21 protein-coding genes are annotated in these 25,094 nt (G+C 61.7%); 17 read left to right on the plus strand and 4 right to left on the minus strand.

Annotated elements, in window-relative coordinates:
• The first annotated feature begins 126 nt into the window (after positions 1-126).
• Genes FHS47_RS15705 through FHS47_RS15740 form a run of 8 tightly spaced genes read left to right on the plus strand, consistent with a single transcriptional unit; the run spans position 127 to position 8,479 of the window.
• Positions 127-1,317 carry a Gfo/Idh/MocA family oxidoreductase gene (locus tag FHS47_RS15705; protein ID WP_208382063.1) on the plus strand — a complete coding sequence of 397 codons (1,191 nt, stop codon included), beginning with the start codon at positions 127-129 and terminating at the stop codon, positions 1,315-1,317.
• Entirely contained in the window at positions 1,314-2,519 is a 1,206-nt protein-coding gene (locus FHS47_RS15710) for an MFS transporter (protein ID WP_167029943.1), read from the plus strand. Before FHS47_RS15705 ends, FHS47_RS15710 begins: the two co-directional genes overlap by 4 nt.
• Before the next feature lie 18 nt (positions 2,520-2,537).
• Positions 2,538-3,413: a sugar phosphate isomerase/epimerase gene (locus FHS47_RS15715; RefSeq protein ID WP_167029946.1), complete on the plus strand. Its 876-nt coding sequence runs from the start codon at positions 2,538-2,540 to the stop codon at positions 3,411-3,413.
• 10 nt (positions 3,414-3,423) lie between these two features.
• On the plus strand, positions 3,424-5,115 hold the full coding sequence (locus FHS47_RS15720) for a GMC family oxidoreductase (RefSeq protein ID WP_167029949.1): 1,692 nt from the start codon (positions 3,424-3,426) through the stop codon (positions 5,113-5,115).
• 12 nt (positions 5,116-5,127) lie between these two features.
• Positions 5,128-5,718, plus strand: a complete 591-nt coding sequence (locus FHS47_RS15725) for a gluconate 2-dehydrogenase subunit 3 family protein (RefSeq protein ID WP_167029952.1) — start codon at positions 5,128-5,130, stop codon at positions 5,716-5,718.
• Position 5,719: 1 nt separating this feature from the next.
• Positions 5,720-6,775, plus strand: coding sequence for a sugar phosphate isomerase/epimerase (locus FHS47_RS15730; RefSeq protein ID WP_167029955.1), 1,056 nt, complete (start codon positions 5,720-5,722; stop codon positions 6,773-6,775).
• A complete protein-coding gene (locus FHS47_RS15735) occupies positions 6,772-7,683 on the plus strand; it encodes a TIM barrel protein (RefSeq protein ID WP_167029958.1) in 912 nt (303 codons plus the stop codon). The genes FHS47_RS15730 and FHS47_RS15735 overlap by 4 nt, the downstream gene beginning before the upstream one ends.
• Before the next feature lie 19 nt (positions 7,684-7,702).
• Positions 7,703-8,479, plus strand: a complete 777-nt coding sequence (locus FHS47_RS15740) for a DUF1080 domain-containing protein (protein WP_167029960.1) — start codon at positions 7,703-7,705, stop codon at positions 8,477-8,479.
• A 64-nt stretch (positions 8,480-8,543) separates the two neighbouring features.
• Here FHS47_RS15740 and FHS47_RS15745 read toward each other — a convergent pair whose 3' ends face one another.
• Both FHS47_RS15745 and FHS47_RS15750 read right to left on the minus strand, forming a co-directional pair.
• A complete protein-coding gene (locus FHS47_RS15745) occupies positions 8,544-9,455 on the minus strand; it encodes a hypothetical protein (protein ID WP_167029963.1) in 912 nt (303 codons plus the stop codon).
• Positions 9,439-10,554, minus strand: coding sequence for a type IV toxin-antitoxin system AbiEi family antitoxin (locus FHS47_RS15750; protein ID WP_167029966.1), 1,116 nt, complete (start codon positions 10,552-10,554; stop codon positions 9,439-9,441). Before FHS47_RS15750 ends, FHS47_RS15745 begins: the two co-directional genes overlap by 17 nt.
• A 217-nt stretch (positions 10,555-10,771) precedes the next feature.
• On the opposite strand from FHS47_RS15750, the gene FHS47_RS15755 reads away from it, so the two are divergent.
• The 4 genes from FHS47_RS15755 to FHS47_RS15770 all read left to right on the plus strand — a co-directional run bounded on the left by FHS47_RS15755 (position 10,772) and on the right by FHS47_RS15770 (position 15,432).
• The gene (locus FHS47_RS15755; RefSeq protein WP_167029969.1) at positions 10,772-11,146 is read left to right on the plus strand and encodes a BlaI/MecI/CopY family transcriptional regulator; all 375 of its coding nucleotides are present in this window, start codon (positions 10,772-10,774) and stop codon (positions 11,144-11,146) included.
• Positions 11,146-12,726: a M56 family metallopeptidase gene (locus FHS47_RS15760; RefSeq protein ID WP_167029972.1), complete on the plus strand. Its 1,581-nt coding sequence runs from the start codon at positions 11,146-11,148 to the stop codon at positions 12,724-12,726. Before FHS47_RS15755 ends, FHS47_RS15760 begins: the two co-directional genes overlap by 1 nt.
• 288 nt (positions 12,727-13,014) lie before the next feature.
• Positions 13,015-14,700: a methyl-accepting chemotaxis protein gene (locus FHS47_RS15765; RefSeq protein ID WP_167029976.1), complete on the plus strand. Its 1,686-nt coding sequence runs from the start codon at positions 13,015-13,017 to the stop codon at positions 14,698-14,700.
• A 69-nt stretch (positions 14,701-14,769) separates the two neighbouring features.
• Positions 14,770-15,432, plus strand: a complete 663-nt coding sequence (locus FHS47_RS15770) for a hypothetical protein (protein WP_167029979.1) — start codon at positions 14,770-14,772, stop codon at positions 15,430-15,432.
• 157 nt (positions 15,433-15,589) lie between these two features.
• Here FHS47_RS15770 and FHS47_RS15775 read toward each other — a convergent pair whose 3' ends face one another.
• Both FHS47_RS15775 and FHS47_RS15780 read right to left on the minus strand, forming a co-directional pair.
• Positions 15,590-16,699: a DUF4062 domain-containing protein gene (locus FHS47_RS15775; protein ID WP_167029982.1), complete on the minus strand. Its 1,110-nt coding sequence runs from the start codon at positions 16,697-16,699 to the stop codon at positions 15,590-15,592.
• A gap of 76 nt (positions 16,700-16,775) precedes the next feature.
• Positions 16,776-17,660 (minus strand): hypothetical protein, encoded by an 885-nt coding sequence (locus tag FHS47_RS15780; RefSeq protein ID WP_167029985.1) that lies wholly within the window; start codon positions 17,658-17,660, stop codon positions 16,776-16,778.
• A gap of 594 nt (positions 17,661-18,254) precedes the next feature.
• On the opposite strand from FHS47_RS15780, the gene FHS47_RS15785 reads away from it, so the two are divergent.
• The 5 genes from FHS47_RS15785 to ntrC all read left to right on the plus strand — a co-directional run bounded on the left by FHS47_RS15785 (position 18,255) and on the right by ntrC (position 25,092).
• Positions 18,255-18,728 (plus strand): hypothetical protein, encoded by a 474-nt coding sequence (locus tag FHS47_RS15785; RefSeq protein ID WP_167029988.1) that lies wholly within the window; start codon positions 18,255-18,257, stop codon positions 18,726-18,728.
• A 1,119-nt stretch (positions 18,729-19,847) separates the two neighbouring features.
• Positions 19,848-20,777, plus strand: coding sequence for an FRG domain-containing protein (locus FHS47_RS15790; protein WP_167029991.1), 930 nt, complete (start codon positions 19,848-19,850; stop codon positions 20,775-20,777).
• A 472-nt stretch (positions 20,778-21,249) separates the two neighbouring features.
• Positions 21,250-22,425 (plus strand): hypothetical protein, encoded by a 1,176-nt coding sequence (locus FHS47_RS15795; protein WP_167029994.1) that lies wholly within the window; start codon positions 21,250-21,252, stop codon positions 22,423-22,425.
• Between the two features lie 277 nt (positions 22,426-22,702).
• Positions 22,703-23,710 carry an ATP-binding protein gene (locus FHS47_RS15800; protein ID WP_167029997.1) on the plus strand — a complete coding sequence of 336 codons (1,008 nt, stop codon included), beginning with the start codon at positions 22,703-22,705 and terminating at the stop codon, positions 23,708-23,710.
• A complete protein-coding gene (gene ntrC, locus FHS47_RS15805; protein WP_167029999.1) occupies positions 23,707-25,092 on the plus strand; it encodes a nitrogen regulation protein NR(I) in 1,386 nt (461 codons plus the stop codon). Before FHS47_RS15800 ends, ntrC begins: the two co-directional genes overlap by 4 nt.
• Positions 25,093-25,094: the final 2 nt, after the last annotated feature.

Genomic DNA, 25,094 nt, shown 5'->3' on the forward strand with positions numbered 1-25,094 from the left:
ACCAGGGAAGGGTTTTGGCTCTTCGAAGGGAAGTGGATGTAATCGAATACATTTCGACGGCGCAGGGTCGTCGGGGGAAGACATGGCAAGCCAGTCGGTATCGACAAGCGCCAGGACAATCGATCGATGAAGCTCGGCATGGGACTCGTCGGTCCGGGCTTCATCGCCGCGCACCATCTCGACGCCGTGCGGCGTCTGGGCAATGTCGAGGTGATCGGCATCGCCGGTTCCAGCCTCGAATCCGCGAAGAAGCGGGCCCGCGAACTGAACGCCGGGCAGGCGTATGCGGGCTACCGCGAGCTGCTCGCCGACCCCGCCGTGCACGTCGTGCACAACACCACGCCGAACCATTTGCACCGGGAAGTCTCGCTGGCGGCGTTGCGCGCCGGCAAGCACGTGATTTCCGACAAGCCCCTCGCGGCCACGATGCAAGAGGCGCGCGAACTTTACGAAGCCGCGCAGAAGGCGAACGTCGCGCATGTCGTCACGTTCAACTACCGCGGCTACCCGCTCGTGCAACAGGCGCGCGCGATGATCGCCAAGGGCAAGATCGGCCAGAGCGTGTTCGTGCACGGTTGCTACCTGCAGGACTGGCTTACCGACGAGCGCGCGTATACGTGGCGCCTCGATCCCAAGCTGGGCGGTGCGAGTTCCGCGCTGGGAGACATCGGCTCGCACTGGTGCGATTTGGCCGAGCACGTGACGGGCGCCCGCATCGTCGCCGTGCTGGCCGACCTGCACACGGTGGTGCCCGTGCGCGAAGCGCCGGACACTTCGGCGAAAGCGTTCGCCGGTGCAGCGAAATCTGCCGGCAAGCGACGCAAGATCACCAGCGAAGATCTGGCCAGCGTGCTGCTCCGGTTCGACAACGGCGCGCGCGGCTGCGTCACCGTGGGCCAGGTGCTCCCCGGCCACAAGAACGATCTACGGCTGGAAGTGAACGGCCGCGAAGGTTCGCTGGCGTGGCGTCAGGAACAGCCCAACGAACTCTGGATGGGGCATCACGCGAAGGCGAACACCGTGCTCACGCGCGATCCCTCGCTGCTGGAGCCTTCCGTCCGAGGCTACGCACACCTGCCGGCCGGCCACCCGGAAGCATGGGCGGACGCGTTCCGCAACGTGATCGCCGATGCGTATGCCTGGATCCGCGGCGGCGCCCGTCCGGAGGCTAAGCCGGTCGCGCTGCCCACCTTCGCCGATGGCTATCGCAACAGCCTGCTGGTGGACGCGATGCTGAAGAGCCACGCCGCCGGCGGCCTGTGGCAACCGGTCGAGAACCCACTCGAAACCAAACGCACAACGAGGAAATGCGGATGAAGTGGCGCCTTAGAACGATGATGCTGTTCGAGTTCGGGATCTGGGGCGCATGGTACGTCACGGTCGGCACCTGGCTCGGCAAGACGCTGCACTTCACTGGTACCGAGATCGGCGCCGTCGCGGGCACCACCGCCGTCGGTGCGATCATCTCGCCGCTGTTCGTGGGGTTGCTTGCCGACCGCCTGTTCGACACGCGCCGCGTGCTCACCCTGCTGCACCTCCTGGGCGCGGTATTGCTGGCGGTCGCGGCGCAACAGACCACCTTTACGCTGGTCTACATTCCCCTGCTGGCCTATAGCCTCTGCTACATGCCGACCCTGGCGTTGACCGCGTCGCTGGCCATGCGGCACATCAAGGATCCGCAGGAAGAGTTTGGCGCTATCCGCGTGTTCGGCAGCATCGGCTGGATCGTCGTGGGCCTGGCCGTCGGCGCATGGGGCGTGGAAGCGACCGCGTCGCCGCTCCTCCTGGCCGCCGCCCTCTCGGTGGTGCTGGCGGGCTACTGCTTCACCCTGCCTCCGACGCCGCCGCTGGCACGCAACACCCGTTTCGAATGGCGCCACGTGTTGCCGCTGGAATCGCTGCACCTGCTCCGCGAACGCTCGATGGCGGTGTTCGCTCTTGCGTCGTTCCTGATCTGCATCCCGCTGCAGTTCTACTACGCCTTCACCAACCTCTTCCTCAATGAGGCCGGCGTGGTCAACGCCGCGGGCAAGATGACCGGCGGCCAGATGTCGGAGCTGTTCTTCATGCTCCTCATTCCCTGGTTCTTCCGCCGCCTGGGCGTGAAGTGGATGCTGGCCGTGGGCATGCTCGCGTGGGTGGTGCGTTACGGCCTGTTCGCGTTCGGCGGCACCGGCGAACTGATGTGGATGCTCTGGCTCGGCATCGTGCTGCACGGCGTCTGCTTCGACTTCTTCTTCGTGGTGGGCCAGATCTACATCGACCGCGAAGCGCCTCCCGCATTGCGCGCGGCGACGCAGGGGCTCATCACCTTCCTGACCTACGGTCTCGGCATGTTCGTCGGCTCCTGGCTGTCCGGCATCGTGGTGCAGACCTATACGCGCCCCGATGCGACGCACGACTGGCATGCCATCTGGATCATCGCCGGCACCTTCGCCGCCTTCGTCTTCGCCCTGTTCGTCCTGCTCTTCAAGGACCGCAAGGCCTCCGCATCCGCTGCCGTCGTCGGCACCCATTGATTTTTCGGAGACTCCCTCATGATGAATCGTAGGCAGTTCCTCGCGCGCTCCGCTCTGTGCGGCGCGGCGCTAGGGGTCGGTCTTGCCGCGCCGGGAAGGCTTCTTGCCGCCGCGGCGAAGGGCAAGGGGATGGGTATCCAGCTCTATATGGTGCTCGACGCCTACAAGAGCGATCCCACCGGCACGCTCAAGACCCTGAGGTCGATCGGATACACCGAGATCGAGGCCATCCTCACGAGCACGGCCAAGGTGCTGCGCGACCAGTTGAAGGAAGCCGGCCTGGCGTGCCCGAGCATGCACTTCGACGATGTCGGCTTCGACGCGGGTGTGGAGGCGGCGCACACGCTGGGCGCGACATACATCGTGAGCAGCATGCTGCCGTCGATCATGCAGAAGGAAGCGAAGAAGTCGGGCGAGCCGGCGTATTCGCTCGACGACGCCAAGCGCACCGCCGAATACGCCAACCGCCTGGGCGAGAAGGCCCGCAAGGCGGGCTTGCGGTACGCGTACCACAACCACCATCTCGAATTCACCGACGTCGGCGGCGGGCAGGTGTTCTACGACGTGCTGTTGAAGGAAACCGACAAGTCGCTGGTGCACTTCGAACTCGACTGCGGCTGGGTTGCCGCAGGCGGCAAGAACCCGGCCGACTACTTCAAGGCCAACCCCGGGCGCATCCCGCTGATGCACGCCAAGGATTTCCTGCCGGGCCATAGCATGGACTATCCCGGGGCCGAGCTCGGTCACGGGGAACTCGACTACAAACCGATCATGGCGGCAGCCGACGCCTCCGGACTGAAGCACTGCTTCGTCGAACAGGAGGGGCCGTTCGCCCGCATGAGCTCTCTTGACGCCGCGCGCGTCGACTACGACTACCTGCGCCCGCTGCGCTGAAGGGAAAGGCATGGAAAAGAACACATTCGACGCCATCGTCGTCGGTACCGGTGTCAGCGGCGGCTGGGCCGCCAAGGAACTGACCGAGAAGGGCCTCAAGACGCTCGTGCTCGACCGCGGCCCCATGGTCAAACACCTGGATTACCCGACGGCCATGAAGGCGCCCTGGGAACTGCCTTACGGCGACGAGCCGACCCAGGCAGACATCGCCCGCTGGCCCAAGCACACGCGCCCGTCGTTCTATGGCATTACGCAGTCCACCAAGCACTGGTTCGTCGACGACATCGACAATCCGTATGAGGAAACGAAACCCTTCGACTGGTTCCGCGGCTACCACGTCGGCGGCCGCTCCCTCATGTGGGGGCGGCAGAGCTACCGCCTGAGCGAGATGGACCTGGAAGCCAACGGCAAGGAGGGCGTGGGCGTGGATTGGCCGATCCGCTACAAGGATCTCGCGCCCTGGTACGACTACGTCGAACACTTCATCGGCGTCAGCGGCAACAACGACCACCTCGCGCAGCTTCCGGACGGCGACTTCCTTCCGCCGATGGAACTCAACTGCGTGGAGAAGGACTTCCAGGGCAAGCTGGACGCCAAGTTCAACCGCAAGCTCATCATCGGCCGCACCGCCAACCTTTCCGCGCCGCTGAAGCACGACCAGAGCCCGCAGCGCGGCACCTGCCAGTACCGCAACCTGTGCATGCGCGGTTGTCCGTTCGGCGGGTATTTCAGCAGCAATTCGTCCACGCTGCCGTCCGCCGAGCGCACCGGCAACATGACCATGGTGACCAACGCCATCGTCTACGAGCTGATCTACGACAACGACAAGGGCAAGGCCACCGGCGTGCGTGTGCTGGATGCCGAGACGGGCCACCAGACCGAGTACTTCGCGCGCGTGATCTTCATGTGCGCCTCGACCTTCGGCACCACGCACATCCTGATGAACTCCACGTCCAGCCGCTTCCCGAATGGCTTCGGCAACGACAGCGGCGAGCTGGGCCACAACATCATGGATCACATCTTCGGCAACGGCGCGCGCGCCATGGTCGAAGGCCACGAGGACCGCTACTACTCCGGTCGCCGCCCCAACGGCTTCTACATTCCGCGTTACCGCAACATCGGCAGCGACAAGCAAAAGTATCTGCGCGGGTTCGGCTACCAGGGTGGCGCCGGCCGTCAGGACTGGACCCGACTGGTCGACGACAAGGCGCTGGGTGCGGAGCTCAAGCAGGCCGCGCAGGAGCCGGGCCCGTGGTACGTCTCGATGATGGGCTTCGGCGAGATGCTGCCCTCGCACAAGAACTACGTGACGCTGGACAGGAATCACAAGGACAAGTACGGCCTGCCCGTCCTGAACTTCGACGCGGCGCATCAGGAAAACGAGCGCATGATCACCAAGGCGATCATCGACGATGCCATGGAGATGATGACGGCCGCGGGCTATCGCGACGTGAATTCGTTCAGCATCCCGGCCAATGTCGGCGCCGGCATCCACGAGATGGGCACCGCGCGCATGGGCCGCGATCCGAAGACCTCGGTGCTCAACGCCTGGAATCAGATGCACGCCTGCAAGAACGTGTACATCACCGACGGCTCGGCCATGGCTTCGTCCGGTTGCCAGAACCCGTCCCTGACCTACATGGCGTTGACCGCACGTGCGGCCAGCCACGCCGTGGAAGAACTGAAGCGCGGCAACATCTGAGGAATCGAACCCATGAATCGTCGCGAATGGTTGAAAAGCATGTCCGCGCTGGCCCTGGGAGCCCTCGCGGCGCCCTCGTTGCTGGCCGTGTTGGAGGCGCACGCGGCATCACAGACGCCGGGAAAGACGCCACAGTTCTTCAAGCCTGCGCAGTACGGTCTGATCGGTGCCGTATCGGACATCGTGATTCCGCGCACCGATACGCCGGGCGCGGTGGACGCGGGTGTGCCGCTCTTCATCGACCAGATGTTCGAAGCGGTGTACACGAAGGAGGAGCAGACGCGCTACCTCACCGCCATGGCGGCCTTCGACAAGGCGGGGGGCAAGCCGTTCATGCATCTGGACCCCGCCCAGCGCACCGCGCTGGTAACCCGGTTGCACAATGAAGCCGTCATGGCGCCCAAGGGCAGCAAGCTCGCGCCCGAAGCCGACTTCGTGCTGATGAGCAAGAAACTCGCGATGCTCGGTTTCTTCCTCTCGCAGCCGGGCTGCACGCAGGTGCTCCAGTACGATCCGGTGCCGGGCGCCTGGAAGGGCGACATCCCGCTGAAGCAGGCAGGCAACGGCAAGGCCTGGGCTGTCGAGACGTCACTGAAGATCTGACATGAAGACACTCAAGGGCCCAGGCATCTTCCTTGCCCAGTACGCATCGGACGAGTCGCCGTTCGACACGCTGCCGTCGATCGCGCGCTGGGCGTCGTCGCTCGGTTTCGTGGGCGTGCAGATTCCGTCCAACGATACCCGCCTGTTCGACCTGGAACAGGCGGCGCAGAGCAAGACGTACTGCGACGACATCGCCGGCACGCTCGCCGAGCACGGGCTGGTGGTCACCGAGTTGTCCACCCATCTGCAAGGGCAGCTGGTCGCATCGCATCCGGCGTACGACCGCCTGTTCGACGGTTTCGCTCCCCCTGCGCTTCGCGGCAATGCGCGCGAGCGTCAGGCATGGGCAGTGCAGCAACTGAAACTCGCGGCCAAGGCAAGCAGCCATCTGGGCCTGACGGCCCACGCCACGTTCTCCGGCGCGCTGGCCTGGCACCTGTTCTATCCGTGGCCACAGCGTCCTGCCGGGCTGGTCGAGGAAGCCTTCGCGGAACTGGGCCGGCGTTGGAAGCCGATTCTCGACGCGTTCGACGAAGTGGGCGTGGACGTCTGCTATGAATTGCACCCCGGCGAAGACCTGCACGACGGCGCCACCTTCGAGCGGTTCCTCGATGCGGTGGATCACCATCCCCGCGCCAACATCCTGTTCGACCCGAGCCACATGGTGCTGCAGCAGATGGACTACCTGCAGTTCATCGACAACTACCATGAGCGCATCCGCGCCTTCCACGTGAAGGACGCCGAGTTCCGGCCCAACGGACGCTCGGGCGTGTATGGCGGTTACCAGGGCTGGATTGACCGGCCGGGCCGCTTCCGGTCGCTGGGCGACGGACAGATCGATTTCGGCGCGATCTTCAGCAAGCTGGCGCAGTACGACTATCCCGGCTGGGCCGTGCTCGAGTGGGAGTGCTGCATCAAGGATTCACAGCAAGGCGCGATGGAAGGTGCGCCGTTCATTCGCAAGCACATCATCAAGGTCACCGAGCGCGCTTTCGACGATTTCGCTTCGAGCGGCAGTGACCGTGCCTTCAACCGCACCATCCTGGGGCTCGAATGACCACATCGGACAACCTTCCCGACAACCGCCGTCGCGCCATGCTGGGGCATCTCGCCACGGCCGCCGCCGCGCTGGGCGCCGCGCCGCTGATCGCTTCAGCCGATACGACCGCCGGCAAGGCTGCGGCGGGCAAGGCGGGCCCCGGGCGCCTGAAGCAGTCGCTCAGCCGCTGGACGTCCAAGGCACCGCTGCCCGAACTGTGCAAACGCCTGAAGTCCATGGGCTTTGCCGGCGTGGACCTTCTTTACACGGACGAATGGTCGGTGGTGACGGACCACGGCCTGGCCGTGTCCATGGGGTATCCCGCCAAGCGCGAAAACTTCATCACGATGGGGTTCAACGATCCGAAGAACCACGCCACGCTCATCAAGGAAATCGAAACCACGATTCCCCTCGCGAAGCGAGCTGGCGTGAAGAACCTGATCACCATGTTCGGCAACCGCACGGCCGGCATCGATGACAAGCAAGCCATCGACAACTGCGTTGCCGGGCTTTCGAAGATTGCGCCGTATGCGGAAGAGAACGGTATCACGCTCCACGTGGAGCTGCTGAACAGCAAGGTGGACCACCACGGCTACCAGGGCGACCACACGGCGTTCGGCGTGGCGGTGTGCAAGGGCGTGAACTCGCCCAGCGTGAAGCTGCTTTACGACATCTACCATATGCAGATCTCGGAAGGCGACGTGATCCGCACCATCCGCGACAACTTCCAGTGGCTCGGTCACTTCCACACCGGCGGTGTTCCCGGGCGCCACGAGATCGACGGCACGCAGGAACTCAACTACCGCGCCATCGCCACCGCCATCGCGGACCTGAATTTCCAGGGTTTCATCGCCCACGAATTCATGCCTGCCGGCCCCGACCCCTTCGCCTCGTTTGCCGACGCATTCAGAATTTGCGCGGTATGACATTTATCCAGGAGCGCCGATGAAGCACCTCACCTCGACAGCCCTCGCCGTTTTCGCCATCTCCATGGCCGGCTCGCCGTGCGCATCGGCGCAGGACGACCCGAAGGCCACGGAGCAATGGGAACCGGTACCCAAGGTCGTGACGCCGGGTGCGAAGGAAAACGCGCCGCCCTCCGATGCCGTGGTGCTGTTCGACGGTCGCGATCTTTCCGGTTGGGAAGCTTCGAAAGATCACTCCCCGGCACGCTGGAAGGTGCACGACGGCGTGGTCACGGTGGACAAGACCACGGGCAACATCCAGACGAAGCAGCGCTTCCGCAGCTACCAGCTGCACCTGGAATGGCAGATTCCGAAGGACATCACTGGTGAAGGGCAGGGCCGCGGCAACAGCGGCGTGTTCCTTGCTTCCACCGGCCCCGGCGACGAAGGCTACGAAGTCCAGATCATGGATTCGTTCGAGAACAAGACCTACGTCAACGGGCAGGCCGCGAGTATCTACAAGCAGGCCGCTCCCCTCGTGAACGCCGCACGCCGCCCCGGCGAATGGCAGACCTACGACATCGTGTGGACGGCCCCGGTCTTCGCCGCCGATGGTTCGGTGAAATCGCCGGCCTACGTCACGCTGTTCCACAACGGTGTGCTCGTGCAGAACCACACCGAACTCACCGGCGAAACCTTCTACATCGGCAAGCCCAAGTACAAGGCCTATACCGATGCGCCCATCAAGCTGCAGGCGCATGGCGATCACTCCCAGCCGATCAGCTTCCGGAACATCTGGGTGAGGCCGCTGGAATGAGTCGGTGGCGTGGTCGCTGACGCTGGGAAATCGGGGCGAGCCGCCGCCTGCGCTCAGGGCCGCTTCAAGCCCCGATCGCGTCCCTGAGTTGCCGCTTGTACTCGGCAAGAAACCTTGCCACGAGGCCCGCCGCATAGCGCTGCGCTTCCATGCGTGTGTCTTCATCAGCGTTGCCATGGTGGAATCCGGCGTACTTCACCGGCCCGTCGCAGAAGGGGGACCGCTCCGGGCGCGCCTGATTGACGAACGAGAAGTGCAGTGCCTCCAATCCGGCATCGATCGCGGCATCGTGCAGCCCGGACAGTTTGCGCTCCACAAACATACGCGCGATCTCTTCAATGCCAGCGGCGTAAGTCAGCACGTGGATGAGATCTCCAGCGTCCTTCGGCTCATAGCGTTTGTTGAGGGCAATGGCCTTGAGGATGACGAAGGCCGCCACGTCGGCCACATAGTTTTTGCGCGTGAGTTCCCCACTGCCAAGGGGCTGGCCGGTCAGCTCGTGCGTGATGTACCAGTCGCGCGCGATGCCCGCGTGAGGCATCGCCATGGTGGATATATCCTCACCAGCGAGTTGAACCTGCTTTGTAGTGAGCGCGGTGCCGCCATCGCTCAAGAGTTCGACTAGCACCGATATAGACCCGATCTGAAGTCGCCACTGCCAGGACGAGAACTTATTATTCTCGAAGTTGCGTTGGAATCCGGCTCGGGAAAGCTGCGACGCCAGGGAGCCGTAGTCGTGTCCTTCGGTGATGACGGCAAGGTCCAGAACGACGTCCACGTCGGTCGTGCCCGCATGGGCAGGTACCAGCGGTGGCTTAGCCGGCGTCAGGTAACGCGGGGCGAGCCCGCCTATGAGCCTCAGGTCATCGCTCAGTGTTCCAAATGCCCCGAGCAGCGTGAGCAGGGCTGTCTCGCACGCTTCAGTGATCGCTTCGTCGTATCCGTCCGCCGTGCGCGGCTTACTCTCCGATCCCATCCCTTCCCAACTCCATCTTTGCCCGGACGTTCTCGGCGAGTTCCTTGTTCCTGCCTCGTCCGTCGAGCAGGTCGAGGTAGAGGATAAACGGGCTGGCAGACCACATACCATCAGCGTCATCTTTGCGGAACAGGAGGCTTGAAGCGTCGCGTTCAATAATCGTGACGTTGAACCCCTTGTCTGCGGGCTCTAAACCGAGTCGTTCCGCAAACCGCGCTGCGTGTCCGGGCGGGACAATGATTTCGGCGTCGCTGACTGCCGTGAGAAGAGGGGCGTAGACATTGGCCGGGGTGGCGCCGGTAAACGCCCACGGGAATGATGGCGAGGACTTCTGGAGCGCGTCGGACAAGCGCCGCTGCACACCTCCCGGCGTCGGGGGGGCAAAGCAGTACCAGTGCGAGCGCTTCTCCTTCTTCGGAGGCCATGCCTGAGCCCAGGCATCGAGCAACGCATTGGGCTTGACGAGGCGTCGACGCCGAGTACGGCCGGAGCCTTCCGATTCGCACCACTCCAGAAGCTCTAGTTCCTGCAGAACCTTAGAGCACGTAAAGCCCGTTGTCTGCGCCATGGCGGCGAGTTCAGTGACATGCAACCATTCGCCGCGGGAGTGGAGCACGGCGAGTACGACACCTGCGCGGGCGCCCGTGAACAGATTCAGGGCTCCATGCTTCGCGCTCGGCGCAGCCTTGGCTTCGGTCTGCTGGATGTCGATGATCCAGTGTCGCCAGCGCAGATGGAGGGTGCCCCGCCGGTCGAAGTAGGCGATATCCTCCTGGCGCAGCAGCTCCTTGGCGCCTGGGCTCAGTGCCTCGGCAGCGACCAACGGAATGACCGGAACGTCGCCGTCGGGTTGCGCGCTTTTCACCAAGTCGATTGCCCGGGCAATGTCCCGGGGGTAAGCCTGTCCCACCAACTCAATGGCGAAGTCCACTGGCCCACCGTCGACTATCAGGCGCATACGGAGGTCCAGGCGCTTGCCCGGAGCCAGCAGGTGCTCGAACTCCAGCATTGCCAGTTCCCCCCGGGTGGCCCTGCGCAACGCGATTTGCACCGCATTGGCGAGGGTAAGTTCTGAAGAGTCGCTGGGAAGCTGAGTCATGACCGGCTCCTTGATTAGCTAAAATGGCCTGATTAGCTGTACAGCTAATATCATATATTTATCTAAGGTTAGTCGTATAAACTTCATTAGCTGTACAGCTAATGAGCCCAAAACAGCTAACGAGCCTCCGACCATCTACTAAGGTTATAGTTGACAGGCGCTGGGCACTGGCCTATATCTACTAAACCGCTAGTAGGTATCGTCCGAGGGAAGCGCCATGAAGATCTCGCTCACCGACCGCGAGGCGGACATCATGCAGGTGCTGTGGGACCACGGCCCCTCGCTGGTGTCGGAGGTACGCGAGCGCCTGACCGACAAGCTCGCGTACACCACAGTGCTTACCGTGCTGCGCACGTTGCAGGCGAAGGGTTATGTCGGCTACGAAGAGGAAGGTCGAGGGCATCGCTATTTCGCCAGCGTGAAACAGCAGGCGGCGCGCAAGAACGCGCTGCAGCACCTGACGGACAAGCTGTTCAAGGGCTCCGCGGAGTTGCTGTTCACGCACCTGGTGTCGGACCAGAAGCTCACCCCCGAACAAATCGCGCGCATGCGCAAGTTGCTGGCGGAAGGAAGCGACAAGGACAAGCCCTGATGCTTGCCTGGATGATCTACGCCGTTCTCGTCGCCCTGGTGCTCGGCGGTGCCGCGCTGCTGGCCGAACAGGCCGCGAAGCATCGCCGCCTGCCCACCCGTGGCGTGTGGATCGCGGCGATTGCGGGGTCGATCGTCTTGCCGGTTGCCATGGCAACGATCTCCATACCGCGGTCGTGGGTGTCGCCCGAAACATCCGCAACGGCCAAGGGGGCCGCAGAACCTCTGTTGCTGGGCGATGCCACGTCGATCCCTCTTGCAGCCAAGGCAATCGACTGGAGCGGGGCGACCTCCTACGCGTCCTCGACGCGCATCGACACGATGCTGGCGGATATCTGGCTGGCCAGTTCGTGCACGCTGCTGCTGTTCCTGGGCGTGACCACGGTGTCGTTCCACCGGCGCAAACGTCGCTGGATACCGGGCACCTCGTGTGGCGTGCCGGTGCTCGTTTCCGCCGATGTCGGCCCCGCCGTCGTGGGTCTGGTGCGATCGCGCGTGGTGATACCGGCGTGGGTGCTGGAAGAATCGCCCGAGCAGCAGCGATACATCATGGCCCATGAGCAATCGCACCTGGCCGCATGCGATCCGTTGCTTGTCGCGGTGGCGATGGCTCTCCTCGTATCGATGCCATGGAGCCCGTTGCTCTGGTGGCAGTTCCACCGCCTTCGTTGCGCTATCGAAGTCGATTGCGATGCGCGAGTGCTGCGCGACGGCGGCGATGTCCGCGACTACTGCGAAACACTGATCCAGGTTGGCCAGAACCAGTCCGAGTACGTGGCCGCGGTGACGGCGATGTCCGAATCGAAATCGTTTCTGGAGCGGAGGATAAGGATCATGCTTTCCACGCCGCGCAAATGGGCAAGGGCTTCATCATTCGCCATGATCAGCCTGGCGCTCGGCATGGCCGTCTTCGCCGCGCAGGTAACGCCTCCGGTGTCAACCGGACAGCCCGCCAACCATGCGCCTGCGACAGATCCGGCCATCCTCGATACCTACGCCGGCTTTTATGCGCTCAGCGACTATTCGCTGCTCACCGTGGAGCGCAAGGGAAACGGGCTGACCGTGGCGCCGATCGGCCAGTTCCTGGCGCAGGGCACGATCGACGTTTCCGCCGTCGGCGAGCATGAATTCGCCGTGCCGGCGATCGATGTCACGCTTGATTTCGTGAAAGGGGCCGATGGCCGGGTCGCATCCGTGGTGGTGCGCGAGCACGGCAATGTCGCCATCGACGCGCCTCGTGTCGATAGGGCAACGGCGGACAGGATTCGCGACGACCTCGCGACCAGGGTCAAGGAACAGAAACCCTTCCCTGACAGCGAGAAAGCGTTGCGCCTCATTCTGAACAATCCGGAAGGCGACGAAGGACTGGACCCCGCAGCCGCGCGGATCTTCGCACGCAACCATGCACAGGTAGGGGACTACCTCGCGCGCCTCGGTCCGGTGCAGTCCTATAAGTTCGAAGGTGTGACGGACTACGGCTGGGATATCTACGACGTTCAACACGAACACGGCGCGCAGCAGGTGTTCATCCAGCTCGACAGGCACGGCCTGATCTCGAATTCCGTCATGCGTCGCCAATAAGCCGGCCGAGAGAGCATCTTTCACCGAGCCATCTGCATTCCCCGGTCGTCGGTCGCGACGACGGATCAGAGTGGCTCCTGTCGAGGGACGCGCCCGTTCGCTCCCGTCATTGGCCGAATTTGCACATTTCCCTAAAGGACGGTGGTGGATTTGTCGATAACCGCCCCATGGAGGGGCATTTATTGGCGCGGCGAAACGTCCGTTCCCATATCGGGCGCATCGACGCACCCAAAGCGCCATCATTCTCATCGACCCGCGCGACTGCCCCTCGCGCTCCCCTGGATTCATATGGAACTTCTTAGACTAGCTTCGCGCAACAAGCTGATTTTCGGCGGTTTTGCGTCCATCGCCGGTATCGTGATCGCGTTCGTGACGATCGTCTACCTATGCCTCGGCTCCATGCAAGAGAGCAATCGCATGGACGTTCACACCAACGAGGTGCTCCGCGTCGAATCCAGCCTTCTGACCTCCTTGACCAACATCGAGACCGGCCAGCGCGGCTACCTCATCACGGGAAAGGAGGCCTCGCTCGAGCCTCTGCAACAGGGGCAAAAGGATTACGAGTCGGCGTTTGCCAGCCTCCGCAAGCTCACCGCCGACAATCCCGTTCAACAGAAGCGCCTTGACGCCATCGACGCGGGATACCGGGGCTGGCTGGCCGATGCCATCGACCCTGCGCTTGCATTGCAAAAGCAGGCAAACCCTGGAACATCGAGCAACGACGCCATGGCATTCGAGCGGCAGGGCAAGGGCAAGGCCGGGATGGACGCCTTGCGTGGTCTGCTGCATGACTTCGCTGCCACCGAATCGACACTCCTCGACGCCCGTGCCCTCGAGGCTGCGAAAACACATGGCCGCGCTATCGGCGTGTTGCTGGGGGGCGGTGCATTTGCGGTGCTGCTTATCCTCGGCGTGGCGATCGTTCTGGTGCGCAGCGTCCTGACGCCACTGCGCGAAGCCTCCGCGGTCGCAGCCCGCATTGCGGCGGGGCGTCTCGGCGAGTCGTTTGCCGTCACCCGTACGGACGACCTGGGCAGGATGCTCAACGCGTTGAAGGACATGGACGACAACCTGGCGCGCATCGTGGGCTCCGTCCGTGACAACGCCGCGCAGGTGGAAAGCGCGGCCAAGGACATCTCTGCCGGCAATGACGATCTCTCCAGTCGTACCCAGGAGCAGGCCTCTTCCCTGGAGGAGACGGCGGCCTCCATGGAAGAGATCTCCTCGACCATCAAGCAAAACGCCGAGGGTGCATCGCTCGCCAAGCAAATCTCCAACGATCTCCGCGGTGACGCGGTGGAAGGCAGCCGCGTGGCAAGCGACGCGGTCGAGGCCATGAAGCAGATCACGGACGCCAGCCGGAATATTGGCGAGATTGCCGTGCTGATCGACGAGATCGCGTTCCAGACGAACCTCCTTGCGCTGAATGCCGCTGTGGAAGCCGCTCGCGCAGGGGACCAGGGCCGGGGCTTTGCGGTGGTGGCGTCTGAGGTCCGCAACCTTGCGCAACGCAGTGCCACCGCGGCGAAGGACATCAAAGCCCTCATCGGCCGGACGGTCGAAAGGATCGATTCCGGAGCCGACCTGGTCGGCCGTACGGGGCATGCACTATCGGTCATCCAGGGAAGCGCAACGCGCGTGGCCGATATCGTCAACGAGATCGCCGCCGCCTCCCAGGAACAGTCCGCCGGCGTCGAACAGGTCAACAGCGCTGTTGCCGCTCTTGACGATGTCACCCAGCAGAACGCCGCGCTGGTGGAGCAAGCCAGCGCCTCGAGCCGCCACGCACTCGAACTTGCCCGTGAACTGACGTCGCAGGTTGCCTTCTTCACAGTGGAGGGCGGCGATGCCCCGGTCAGTCGCCCACGTCCCGCTGCGGCGGTGGAAGCTCGCCAGACGGTTAGCACCCCGAAGGCCGCCCCGGCAAGCAGGCTTGCGGCGGCCGCGCCGATGGGCGATTGGCGCGAGTTCTAGGCTGACGCCATCGCTAAACCATTCTGTGCTGCCGCGCGTCCAAGGAAATCCATTGGGCGAGTAGGCAGCATGAAATTGGACATTGAAGCCAGGCTGTTGCAACTGGAACGGAAGAATCGCCGTCTGACCTTCCTTTGCATCGGCCTCTTTGTGGTGTCGATGGTGCTAAGTGGGGCGTTTGCAGTTGCCGGTCCAAACAGGCAACCCGACGTCGTTCACGTACGGGGCCTGGTTGTCGACGACGCGCAAGGACGGGCGCGCATTGTCATGAGCGCCCCCTTTCCAGATGTTCCCAACCGAATCCGCCACGACGCTGGGTCCGTTGCCATGCTGTTCCTTGACGAACAGGGACACGACCGGCTGACCGTTGGGCAATCCTTCACGCCGCAGATCCAGGGCAAAGTCCCGGCCAACTTCCAGCGAATCGGAGATTCCGTAGGCCTCTTTATCCATAACGCCGCAGGGGACGAGCGGGGCGGAATCTCATGGCTGAGCAATGGACGCGGGGCCATTTCCTTTGACTACCCTGACCGGGACGCCATCGGCATGTATGTCGACGAGAAGAACCGGTCAGCCACGTTTGTCCTGGAATATGCAGATGCGGCCATCGGTGATGTGAGCCTGTTCGAAATGACGGCGAAGGGTCGAGGGGGACGCTTTTCCCTTTTTGATCCCACGGGTAAACCGCGAAGCGTTTGGAGCGTCGAAGAAGGCTCCGTGTCCAAGGACTAATCAGGCGCCTTTGGGCTGGCCTGTATCTGCCATGGTCCGGGAATGGCAGTCACACGTCGATGCTGGGAGCGGGCTCGGCTCCTATTCCATCGAAAAGACGCTTGTCCGACAAAGGGGGCAACATCGCCCCTTAGATACGCCTCTCGTGCGATCTGATCTATCGTGTATTCATCTGGCGGCGCAGCAGTGCGACGAAATCGTCGACGAGCGCCGGTCGCTGGTGGCGCAGCGCGGGGCGCGGCCGGGATGGCGGCTCAAGAACGACGGGCTGATGAACGTCATTCATGTTCATTGGATATCCGCTGAGCGTTGATCGCGAGTTGAATTCCTGTTCCGACATCCAAGTGCCGATGTTGTCGCCCAAAAAGGCAACAATCGGAGCTACATGCGTTAGCCTTTGGGTGCTGTCGATTTTTTCGATTATCCAATCGGCAAATGAAAATGCCGAATCTATTGTGCTCCGTACATCTTCTTCAATCATGACAAGACCATGCTCACGTGGCGTCAGAGGGACCATGATGAACATCGTGCCACGACCGTCAATACTCACCTGCGCTTTGCCGCCATCGTAGCGCAGCACGAGCTTGCCGCTATCAACGGCGGCATCAAGGGAACGGACATCCGCAAAGAGCTTGCGCGGCCCAAAGAGCATCGCCTGCTTGATGGCGTCGTGCAGATCCCTCGAGTCCATGTCCGAAGGACGAAGGACAGCTTGACGTGGCCCGCCGGCGACTGCAATCGCTATGCTTTGGCCGCCAGTGTAAAAGCCGCGTCGGCGCTCCGGGAGTGCGCCCAGCGCGGTGTTGACGAGGTCTTGCTCGTCGACAGTCCCGGCCGATCGGGCAACGGTCCACTCGTGTAGGCGTTGTGTAACGAGACGACCGAGCGCTGTGGGCGAGTCTATCTCCTCACGGAACAGCCCAGTGCTCCAACCGCCAGCCTCTTCGATGAGGATCTGCTGGTCCGCCTCCGGGACAATCCCGGCGAGCTTGAACGCGAAAATGGGCCGTGTTTCACGCGCCTCGCGAAACTCCTCATGAGTTGGCGAGAGCCCGGAATGCTGGGGGTATCCATATCGGTCACCAAGGATGAGCACAACGGCGTCGCTTGAGCGAAGACCCTGCAGACACGCAACTTGGGGCGAGGCCGGTTGTGCGCCAAAGTCTTCCGCCATAACGGCCTCGAAACCAAGGCTTTCAATGGCGGACTTCGCTGCGGCGCGATACGCCTCCATGCCTGCGATCAGAGAGCTTATAAAGATTTTCATAGAGATTTTCCCTCGTCTCGTCCGATGGGCGCGTCAAGGTTATGCGCGGAATGTCGAACCCAGTGGTACATCGCAATCAGGAAGCCTGTCGGCGGGCTTTCCATCGCAGCGCACGCATACCATCATTCCCATATTTCTCGTCCAGTGAAATTCTGACCAGCCCAGCGTGAGTGAAGAAAACGCCACGACGGTGTCGGGATAGCGTCCGTTCCCAGCTCGAATCCGGGTCGTCCATTGGGTCTTCTACGGCTCTCTTTGCCTCGTGCGCCTCTCGGCTAACTCGAGTTTCGGTTAGGAGGTCGGTAAGCTTTCCAACAGTGTCGATCCCGACAGCAGCGAGTTCTGCGAGAAGTTCATCGTACGGTTCACTATCCTCGTCTTTGTTCTGTTCGGGGAGGAGCAGGTCGAGAACAGAAGCAAGAAGGTCGACATTCAAGTGCGAATCTTCGTCTGAAGGTTCGCTTATATATTGCTCTCGCTCGGAGAGCACCCGGTCGAATTCTAGGTCGACCATCTCGAGCAACGCGGAAACTCGATTAATTGAGCGCCGCAGGTGAGACGGTACGCTGGCTTCGCGCTTGTACTGAAGCTTGTGCGACGCGACAGCCCAGATATGCTGAGCGAGCGTGCGAAGCTGGAGCTCAAATACGTAGCCCTCTAGGCCTTTAAAACTGGGTACCGATGACAGCCAGTTCTCTTTAACTTTCAGTACAAAATGCAGTGACTGATAGCCGAATTGCGATGATTCCAATTCTTCGGCCTTGTCGATACGTTCGATTAAATCAAACGTTTCCTGTACGAGTCTATCAACGGTAGCAATGTCGCGATGAAACAGCAGTGTGATCCGCGTTCCAATTAGATCTCTAAAGTCCGTCACGGATTCTAAGTCGGTATCCTTCCGGCCTCGCTTCTCAATGATCGATGTAAGGGTCTTTACCCTGCCTTCGATTGGTGTTCCCAAGGCTATCCCAGCGTCGCCAAATGCTCAAGCTGATGCACAACTCCGCGCAGTAACCTGGCAAGATCGCCGCTCTTTGCCTGGTACTCCGATGAAATCGACAAGCTATCCATGGCGCCTCCGACAGGGAACAGATCAACCGTAGCTCAATTCGCTCCATTTTCCCCATAAGCAAAGGACATCCAACAAAATCAGACGATTAAAGGTTTCGATTGGGGCCGGGTGGTGTCGACGATGCAGCAGCTGCGGCCATCTGCAAGCGACTACCACAGTCATGCAACGGCTCAGCGATATCTCGCCGTGTGGTCGGCCAATCCAAGCGACTTGAGTACGGGTATTGGCCGCACAGCAGAACGCCCACTGCAGGCGGTGCGGCGCAAGCTCTGTGAAGTCGAGGATTGTTCGGCCCTACCCCGCATGCGCGCCCTAAGAGCGCACCAAGAGCTGACCGTCGATATTCACGCAACCGATGGATTAGAAAGAGAAGTTGCTGGCGGTCAGCAAGGTTGAATGCTAGCTTCCGACTTTGCTGTTTTGTCCACACGTGGCCATCAATTCTCTGTTGCACTGCACCCATCAGTTCCCTAAATTGGTGCAATGCCTGCACCCGAAGACACCGAACTTCTCATCCTCCTGAGTACAGGCCTGGCTCTGGTCGAGCCCGACGGCCGGATGCAATGGCTCAACCCTGCGCTGGGCGAGATGCTCGACGTGGGATCCCGGACGGCCGTCGGCCAGAACCTCTCGGCCTTGCTGCGCTACCCCGCGCTCCTTCCTCACCTCGCTCGTACCCTGAGCGAAGGCCGAGCCTTCTACCTGCGTGGAACCGCCTTCCACGTGGGGCGGGGCCGGGACTTGGTGGCGGACGTCACGATGCAGCCGGTCGCGGAGGAGCGGGTCCTGGTCGAAGTGCATCCCCTGACGCCCGATCTGACGCCCGCTGCCACGCCCTTGTCGGCCACGCTGCGCGGGTTGGCGCATGAGGTGAAGAATCCGCTCGCGGGCCTGCGCGGCGCTGCGCAGCAGATATCGACGGAGCGCGGCGGGCATCCTGGCTTTCGCTCATCTTGACTCGGCCTCGATCGGCGTTGCGATCTCGGGAAGAGTCGAGTACGACCGCCGGGCCGATTCACACTATGCGCTGAGAACAGCTTACCAAGCCCGTCGCGTCGCGCCCCGCGGTAGCGGCTGGGCCACAGGCAGTCCGTCGAATCCGTTCAAGTATTTGAACCTTTTGCCGAACATAGAGAGCATCTTATGGGACGCGGAGTCGCAAGAATGGAGCCTTGGAGATCGCTCGCACATATCAAACACGAACTGAACATCGCCCCTGAGGTCCTCGGAAGGGACGAAGTGTGTGAAGAGTTGCGGCGGATGATAACGTCGCTACATCCCGACAAGTCAGGCGGTGAGTTTGCAAGCGAGTCTGACAAGGATCGATATCTTCGCGCGAGTAGTGCGCTAGCCTTTATTGAAAGCCAATCGGTCTCGACACAGGAATTGATATCTGTGTCGAACATGCCAGTCTTGGTCGCAGCCATTGTAAAGGCAGTTCGTAGCTCCGAGACTGAAAGTACGACACAACTTCGCGCCAACTTGATATCGGATTCTCGATCCTACGTTTCGAGGCGTGCTCTTTTGCCTCGGATCGGTTCCTCAGTATTTGGCGCCATCTGTTTGTGCCTGCTGACCTTCCCGGAAAAATTCGGAAGCAATCCACTGATTGGACGATTCGTAAGTTCGCCGGACGCATCGATTGTCTTGCTTTCTGCTGTGATGCTGAGTGCGATGTTTTTTGCAATGACTTGGTATGGGGAGCGGCGAACCGAATCAGCTGTTGAGTACTGGAGCTCCGACGCGTGCCTCAGCGTTATCTGGGAGGCTCTGATGAGCGAAGGGGCGAGAAGTGCGGGGCACATAAGCGAGATTACGGCAGGCGATATTTACCGGGTAATCGATATGCTGTCCTCGGGATACTACCGCCGTCTAGTGAGCACTCCAATTTTTCGTCCTTACGCGAGTATGTTAGGCGCGAGGCTTGATCATGCGAGCGTAGAGAAGATTGCAGCATTGCAAATCCAGCGATTGATAGAGCGTGGCGTTATATCTCGAGTCGAAAGACCCTCGCTAGAGACGCGATACAAGGTCGAGTTGGACGGACGACCTATGGGTTGGTCTTGATTTGCGAATATGATCGGCATCCGGCTTGGTCACCAAACCAATGGGGGTATCGGATTGGCAACGGGTTCTTTGAAAAGAAATGGACGAAGCGAGGGTATCGAGGCGCGCGACTTAACAAGCTTTCTCAGGACGATCTTGAAGCTGGAGAAAAATGCGACGCACACGCGTTGCTTTCGAGGGCAAGATTGTCGTGAGTGGAAGGTCAGGCCGGCGATCCTACGTGATTATCGCGAGGGTGCTGAGCCAGCGATCCTCAGCGAGTTGATGGTTGAGGCGCCGCTCGAATTCGGAACTGACAAATCCATGTTCTCGAAATTGGTGCGCGCTCAGCACTATGGTTTACCGACCCGGCTGCTCGATGTCACGATGAATCCCTTAGTCGCTATCTATTTCGCTTGTTGTGACACCGGCAGTGCGGACGGGGTAGTACATATCTTCGACTTCAACGAAGATCGAGTGAAGTTCGCCGACAGTGATGCCGTGAGCGTTATTTGTAATCTTGCGAAGCTATCGCATAGCGAACTTCAGAGAATTCGGGCAGCTTACAGGGAAGGCGGCCCGTGGACGAAGTCAAAAGTAACGGCTTTTCGCCAACTCGCGCCGGTCGAGCGTTTGATTCAATTCGTCCGGGTTGAGAAGCCCTACTTTCTAAATGTAATCAAGCCGGTCGATGTGGCGAAATATTTCTTCGTCTATCCCGAGAAGACAAACAGAAGAGTCATCGCACAATCTGGCGCGTTTGTGGCCGCGGGTATCTTACGCTTCGATGGTCTCGAAAAATCGTCGGGCGTTGTGGCTCATCAAATTGTAATTCCATCTAGGTGCAAGTCATCGATCATCGATGAGCTCGATCAAATAAACATCAATTCGCGCTCGTTATTCCCCGAGATTGAATCGGTTTCCAAGTACATTAGCAGGCGATGGGTCGTTCCTACCTAGCCTCGGACCCAATTGCGCCACCCACGGTGGTAGGCAAGGCAGACGCTAAACGGGGACTGGCCGGTCCCTGCCAGAGCCGGTCAGAGTGACGATGGTTTGGCTATCCGGGGCGCGGCTCGTCGATTCGGGTCTGGGACTGAAGCTTGGGCGAGCATTGGTCCCGGACGGAGTGAATGAGCGTAGCGATAGCTAGCTCCCAAGCTTGGGAGAGTCTTGAACCCAGATTTTGGACGCCGACAGCTGCCCAGATCCGCTATGCCAAAGTGACCCCCTCGGGACCCATTGAGCCTCTGCCCCACGGCGCGTCGATTCAAGGGTCAATGGGGGCAAGTCACTAGATCGGGTTAGCGACAACTCAAACGCGAGTACGGTGCGGCCATACTGAGCCGGGCGGATCGAAGTAGCTGGCATTGAGCGCTTTAGCCCATTCCCTCCAACGAACCAACCTGCTGAGAGAGAAGCTATGACGACTATGGAAGACCATAGCGGTGCCTCTGACGAATCCGAAAAAGCCCTTATCCTTTCCGCGATCGAACGAACTGGGTTTCCATTAGAGAATCGTACCGCGCGTGCCTTCGCCGAAGCCGGGTGGTCAACAGTAAGCAACAAGTACTACGTAGACGACCTGAGTGGCGAAGTCCGGGAGATCGACCTTATTGCCTATAAAGTGCATAGGCACGAGGAGTACAGCGTCTACTCGGCGATAATTGTCAGTTGCAAGCGGACCTCTGACAATAAGTGGGTGTTCATGACGAGGCCCGCCAAGCCGTTCGACCCGAATGTTAACTCGACGCCTCTCCACTTCTGGACCAACGATCCGGCGATCGAGTATCCGCTGTCCCGGAACAAGTTCCCCGAAGAGTTTAACGAGGCATTGGCTACCCATAGCCCCTCGATATGGGGCGTTCCCAAACATGAAATATTCGGGTTTCAGGAGCTCGTGGCTGTCACGCAGTCAAAGAAGAATGCGCCGCCTGAGATAACGAGGTTCAGCGCGATCGACGATCGAGCGATGTTCAGCTCTATCAAGTCATTGATGAAAGCTCAGGCATATGAATTGGGTCGCTTGGGGAGCAGATGGAAAAAGCCGGCCGTATACGTTTTTAGCTTACTGGCTGTGATGGACGGCGACATGCTAGAGGTCAGTTACCAAGAGAAGGATCCATCCATTGAAGAAACCAAACTTCAAAATTACATAGCCCACTACATCATCAAGGGGGCTGAACAATTTAGCCGGATCAACTTCGTTCATGCTTCATCTCTTCCTGGGATTATTAAGGAGTTAGATGCCGCACACACGAACACCGTAGCGCAGGTCGACGCTGCCAGGAAGGGCTTCTTTGCCACCGTACTAAGCAATGCAGATCAACGTGGGAGCCTCATCCCAGCATTTGGGAAGAAGGTTCTGCTCGCGATCAATGTCTATGGCAAGTTCCGTGGAGACGAAGTCGCCACCGAGGATTCGATCGACCTTTTCTATCACCGTGAGCACAACCAGCTCGAGATACAACTTAACAATACGCTGGATGAGGCTGCTATCCAACTTCTGAACGGAAGCGAAAATTTAATGAATAAGACACGGGATGCACTCAAGCAAATTTTCAAGTACGACGGAAATTTCACATTCACCACTGGGCTCCCGTTCTAGGTCGCCGAGCCGGTAGCTTTCTACCCCTGCTCCGCCATCAGCCGTGGCTCGCAGATTGATGGAGGACCAAGGGCTTGTGCGGCTACGCCACCAACAAAGCCGTCACTCTATTTGGTCGGACGCAAAAAAGGGCTGGACCGGTATCCGCAACCGTTTGGTTATTAGATAAACTGCTGGCAGTCAGCAAAGTTGCGTGCTTCCGACTTTGCGTTTTGTCCACGGGCCGCCGCATCCACCCGATGTTGCGTAGGACTCGTCGGTTCCCTAAATTGGTGCAATGCCTGCACCCGAAGACACCGAACTTCTCACGCTCCTGAGTACAGGCCTGGCTCTGCTCGAGCCCGACGGCCGGGTGCAATGGCTCAACCCCGCCTTGGGTGAAATGCTGGACGTGGGGCCGCGGACGGCCGTCGGCCAGAACCTCGCGGCCTTGCTGCGCAACCCCGCGCTCCTTCCTCACCTCGCTCGTACCCTGAGCGAAGGCCGAGCTTTCAACCTGCGTGGAACGGCCTTCCACGTGGGGCGGGGCCGGGACCTGGTGGCGGACGTCACGATGCAGCCGGTCGCGGAGGAGCGGGTCCTGGTCGAAGTGCATCCCCTGGCGCCCGATCTGACGCCTGCTGCCACGCCCTTGTCGGCCACGCTGCGCGGGTTGGCGCATGAGGTGAAGAACCCGCTCGCGGGCCTGCGCGGCGCGGCGCAGCTGCTCGAACGCCGGCTCGGCGATGAAGACCTGCGCCAGCTGGCCTCCATGGTCATCGCCGAGGCGGACCGTCTGGCGGCGCTTGCAGATGGGCTCTTGCGCCATGGAGGTTCGGCCCGGATCGCACCGGTGAACGTGCACGAATTGCTCGAGCGCCTGGAAGCCCTGGTCGCGGCGGAGCCGGGCGCCCCCGCCACGCGGCATGACTACGACCCGAGCTTGCCGGACATCCAGGGCGATGCCGATCGCCTGCTCCAGGTGCTGTTGAACCTCACCCGGAACGCGACCCAGGCGAACGCGCGCACGATCACCCTGCGCACGCGCGTGGACCACGGCGTCCGCCTCGGCGAGCGTGTGGTCCGCGCCGCCTTGCGCGTCGACATCGTGGATGACGGCTCGGGCGTGCCCGCGGAACTCCGCGACACGCTCTTCCAGCCCCTCGTTTCCGGCCACCCCGAGGGCACTGGCCTGGGCCTGGCCCTCTCCCGCGAGATCGCCCTCGAACACGGTGGCGACCTCCGCTACACCAGTCACCCGGGCGAAACCACCTTCTCGCTTTATCTCCCCATGGAGCGCGCATGACCGACATATGGATCGCCGACGACGATCGCGGTGTGCGCTTCGTGCTCGCCGAGGCCCTGCGCGATGCAGGCCACGCCGTGCGCGAATTCAGCACCGGCGATGCGGTGCGTGCGGCGCTGACGGAAGGGCACCCGGATTTGCTCGTCACCGACGTGCGCATGCCGGGCGAGGACGGTTTGCGTCTGCTCGAGGACCTCACCCGGCGCAACATCGGTCCCGTGATCGTGATGAGCGCTTACACCGATGTCGCGACCACGGCGGCGGCATACCGTGCGGGCGCCGCGGATTACATCGCGAAGCCGTTCGACCTCGACCACGCCGTGGAAGCGGTGGAGCGCGCGCTCGCTGCCGCGCGCGAAGCGGTGGTGGTGCCCGCCACGCGGGCGGAAACGCATGCGCTGCTCGGCGAAAGCCCGGCGATGCGCGAGGTGTTCCGGCTTATCGGCCGCGTGGCCGCCAGCGATCTCAATGTGCTGATCACGGGCGAAACGGGCACGGGCAAGGAACTGGTGGCGCGGGCGCTGCATGACGAGAGCGCGCGGCGAGGCAAGCCCTACGTGGCACTCAACACCGCGGCCATTCCTTCCGAGTTGTTGGAAAGCGAACTCTTCGGTCACGAAGCGGGTGCCTTCACGGGTGCCACGCGCCGCCACGCCGGACGCTTCGAGCAGGCCGACGGCGGCACGCTGTTCCTCGACGAGATCGGCGACATGCCCCTTGCCTTGCAGACGCGGCTCTTGCGCGTGCTTGCCGGTGGCGAGTTCTACCGTGTGGGCGGGCGCGAACTCATGCACGGCAATGTGCGCATCGTCGCCGCCACCCACCAGGACCTGGAGGCGCGCGTGGCGGCGGGGTTGTTCCGCGCGGACCTCAAGCATCGCCTCGACGTGGTGCGCATCGCCTTGCCATCACTGCGCGACCGACGCGCCGACATTCCCCTGTTGGCGAAGCACTTCCTCGCCCAGGCGGCGGCCGAATTGAACCTGCCGCCCAAGCGTTTCTCGCGCGGCGCGATGAAGCTGATCGAGCAGCGCGAATACCCCGGCAACGTGCGCGAGCTGGAGAACCTGTGCCGCCGGCTTGCCGTGATCGCCCCCGGGGTGGAGATCCAGGCGAGCGATCTGGGCGGCGTCGCGGTCGGGCAGCCACGCGGCACCGAGTGGACCGAAGCCCTGCGGGCCTGGGCGCAGGACGCGCTGGCGCGAAACGAGCCGGACATCCACACGCGTGCCCGCGAGGCGCTGGACAAGACCTTGCTGCACGTCGCGCTGATCGCCAACGACGGCCACCGGCAGCACGCCGCAGCGGCGCTCGGTGTCGGCCGGAATACCTTGACCCGCAAACTGGGGGCGTCGCGCACGCGGCGGCCCACGAAGGAATAACG

The organism is Luteibacter sp. SG786 (assembly GCF_011759605.1).
In the GTDB taxonomy this organism is placed as follows: domain Bacteria; phylum Pseudomonadota; class Gammaproteobacteria; order Xanthomonadales; family Rhodanobacteraceae; genus Luteibacter.

Excerpts from the sequence above, each read along its gene's own strand:
- FHS47_RS15705 (WP_208382063.1), top strand. The coding sequence starts at position 127 with ATGAAGCTCGGCATGGGACTCGTCGGTCCGGGCTTCATCGCCGCGCAC.
- FHS47_RS15710 (WP_167029943.1), top strand. The coding sequence starts at position 1,314 with ATGAAGTGGCGCCTTAGAACGATGATGCTGTTCGAGTTCGGGATCTGG.
- FHS47_RS15715 (WP_167029946.1), top strand. The coding sequence starts at position 2,538 with ATGATGAATCGTAGGCAGTTCCTCGCGCGCTCCGCTCTGTGCGGCGCG.
- FHS47_RS15720 (WP_167029949.1), top strand. The coding sequence starts at position 3,424 with ATGGAAAAGAACACATTCGACGCCATCGTCGTCGGTACCGGTGTCAGC.
- FHS47_RS15725 (WP_167029952.1), top strand. The coding sequence starts at position 5,128 with ATGAATCGTCGCGAATGGTTGAAAAGCATGTCCGCGCTGGCCCTGGGA.
- FHS47_RS15730 (WP_167029955.1), top strand. The coding sequence starts at position 5,720 with ATGAAGACACTCAAGGGCCCAGGCATCTTCCTTGCCCAGTACGCATCG.
- FHS47_RS15735 (WP_167029958.1), top strand. The coding sequence starts at position 6,772 with ATGACCACATCGGACAACCTTCCCGACAACCGCCGTCGCGCCATGCTG.
- FHS47_RS15740 (WP_167029960.1), top strand. The coding sequence starts at position 7,703 with ATGAAGCACCTCACCTCGACAGCCCTCGCCGTTTTCGCCATCTCCATG.
- FHS47_RS15745 (WP_167029963.1), bottom strand. The coding sequence starts at position 9,455 with ATGGGATCGGAGAGTAAGCCGCGCACGGCGGACGGATACGACGAAGCG.
- FHS47_RS15750 (WP_167029966.1), bottom strand. The coding sequence starts at position 10,554 with ATGACTCAGCTTCCCAGCGACTCTTCAGAACTTACCCTCGCCAATGCG.
- FHS47_RS15755 (WP_167029969.1), top strand. The coding sequence starts at position 10,772 with ATGAAGATCTCGCTCACCGACCGCGAGGCGGACATCATGCAGGTGCTG.
- FHS47_RS15760 (WP_167029972.1), top strand. The coding sequence starts at position 11,146 with ATGCTTGCCTGGATGATCTACGCCGTTCTCGTCGCCCTGGTGCTCGGC.
- FHS47_RS15765 (WP_167029976.1), top strand. The coding sequence starts at position 13,015 with ATGGAACTTCTTAGACTAGCTTCGCGCAACAAGCTGATTTTCGGCGGT.
- FHS47_RS15770 (WP_167029979.1), top strand. The coding sequence starts at position 14,770 with ATGAAATTGGACATTGAAGCCAGGCTGTTGCAACTGGAACGGAAGAAT.
- FHS47_RS15775 (WP_167029982.1), bottom strand. The coding sequence starts at position 16,699 with ATGAAAATCTTTATAAGCTCTCTGATCGCAGGCATGGAGGCGTATCGC.
- FHS47_RS15785 (WP_167029988.1), top strand. The coding sequence starts at position 18,255 with ATGCCTGCACCCGAAGACACCGAACTTCTCATCCTCCTGAGTACAGGC.
- FHS47_RS15790 (WP_167029991.1), top strand. The coding sequence starts at position 19,848 with ATGATCGGCATCCGGCTTGGTCACCAAACCAATGGGGGTATCGGATTG.
- FHS47_RS15795 (WP_167029994.1), top strand. The coding sequence starts at position 21,250 with ATGGAAGACCATAGCGGTGCCTCTGACGAATCCGAAAAAGCCCTTATC.
- FHS47_RS15800 (WP_167029997.1), top strand. The coding sequence starts at position 22,703 with ATGCCTGCACCCGAAGACACCGAACTTCTCACGCTCCTGAGTACAGGC.
- ntrC (WP_167029999.1), top strand. The coding sequence starts at position 23,707 with ATGACCGACATATGGATCGCCGACGACGATCGCGGTGTGCGCTTCGTG.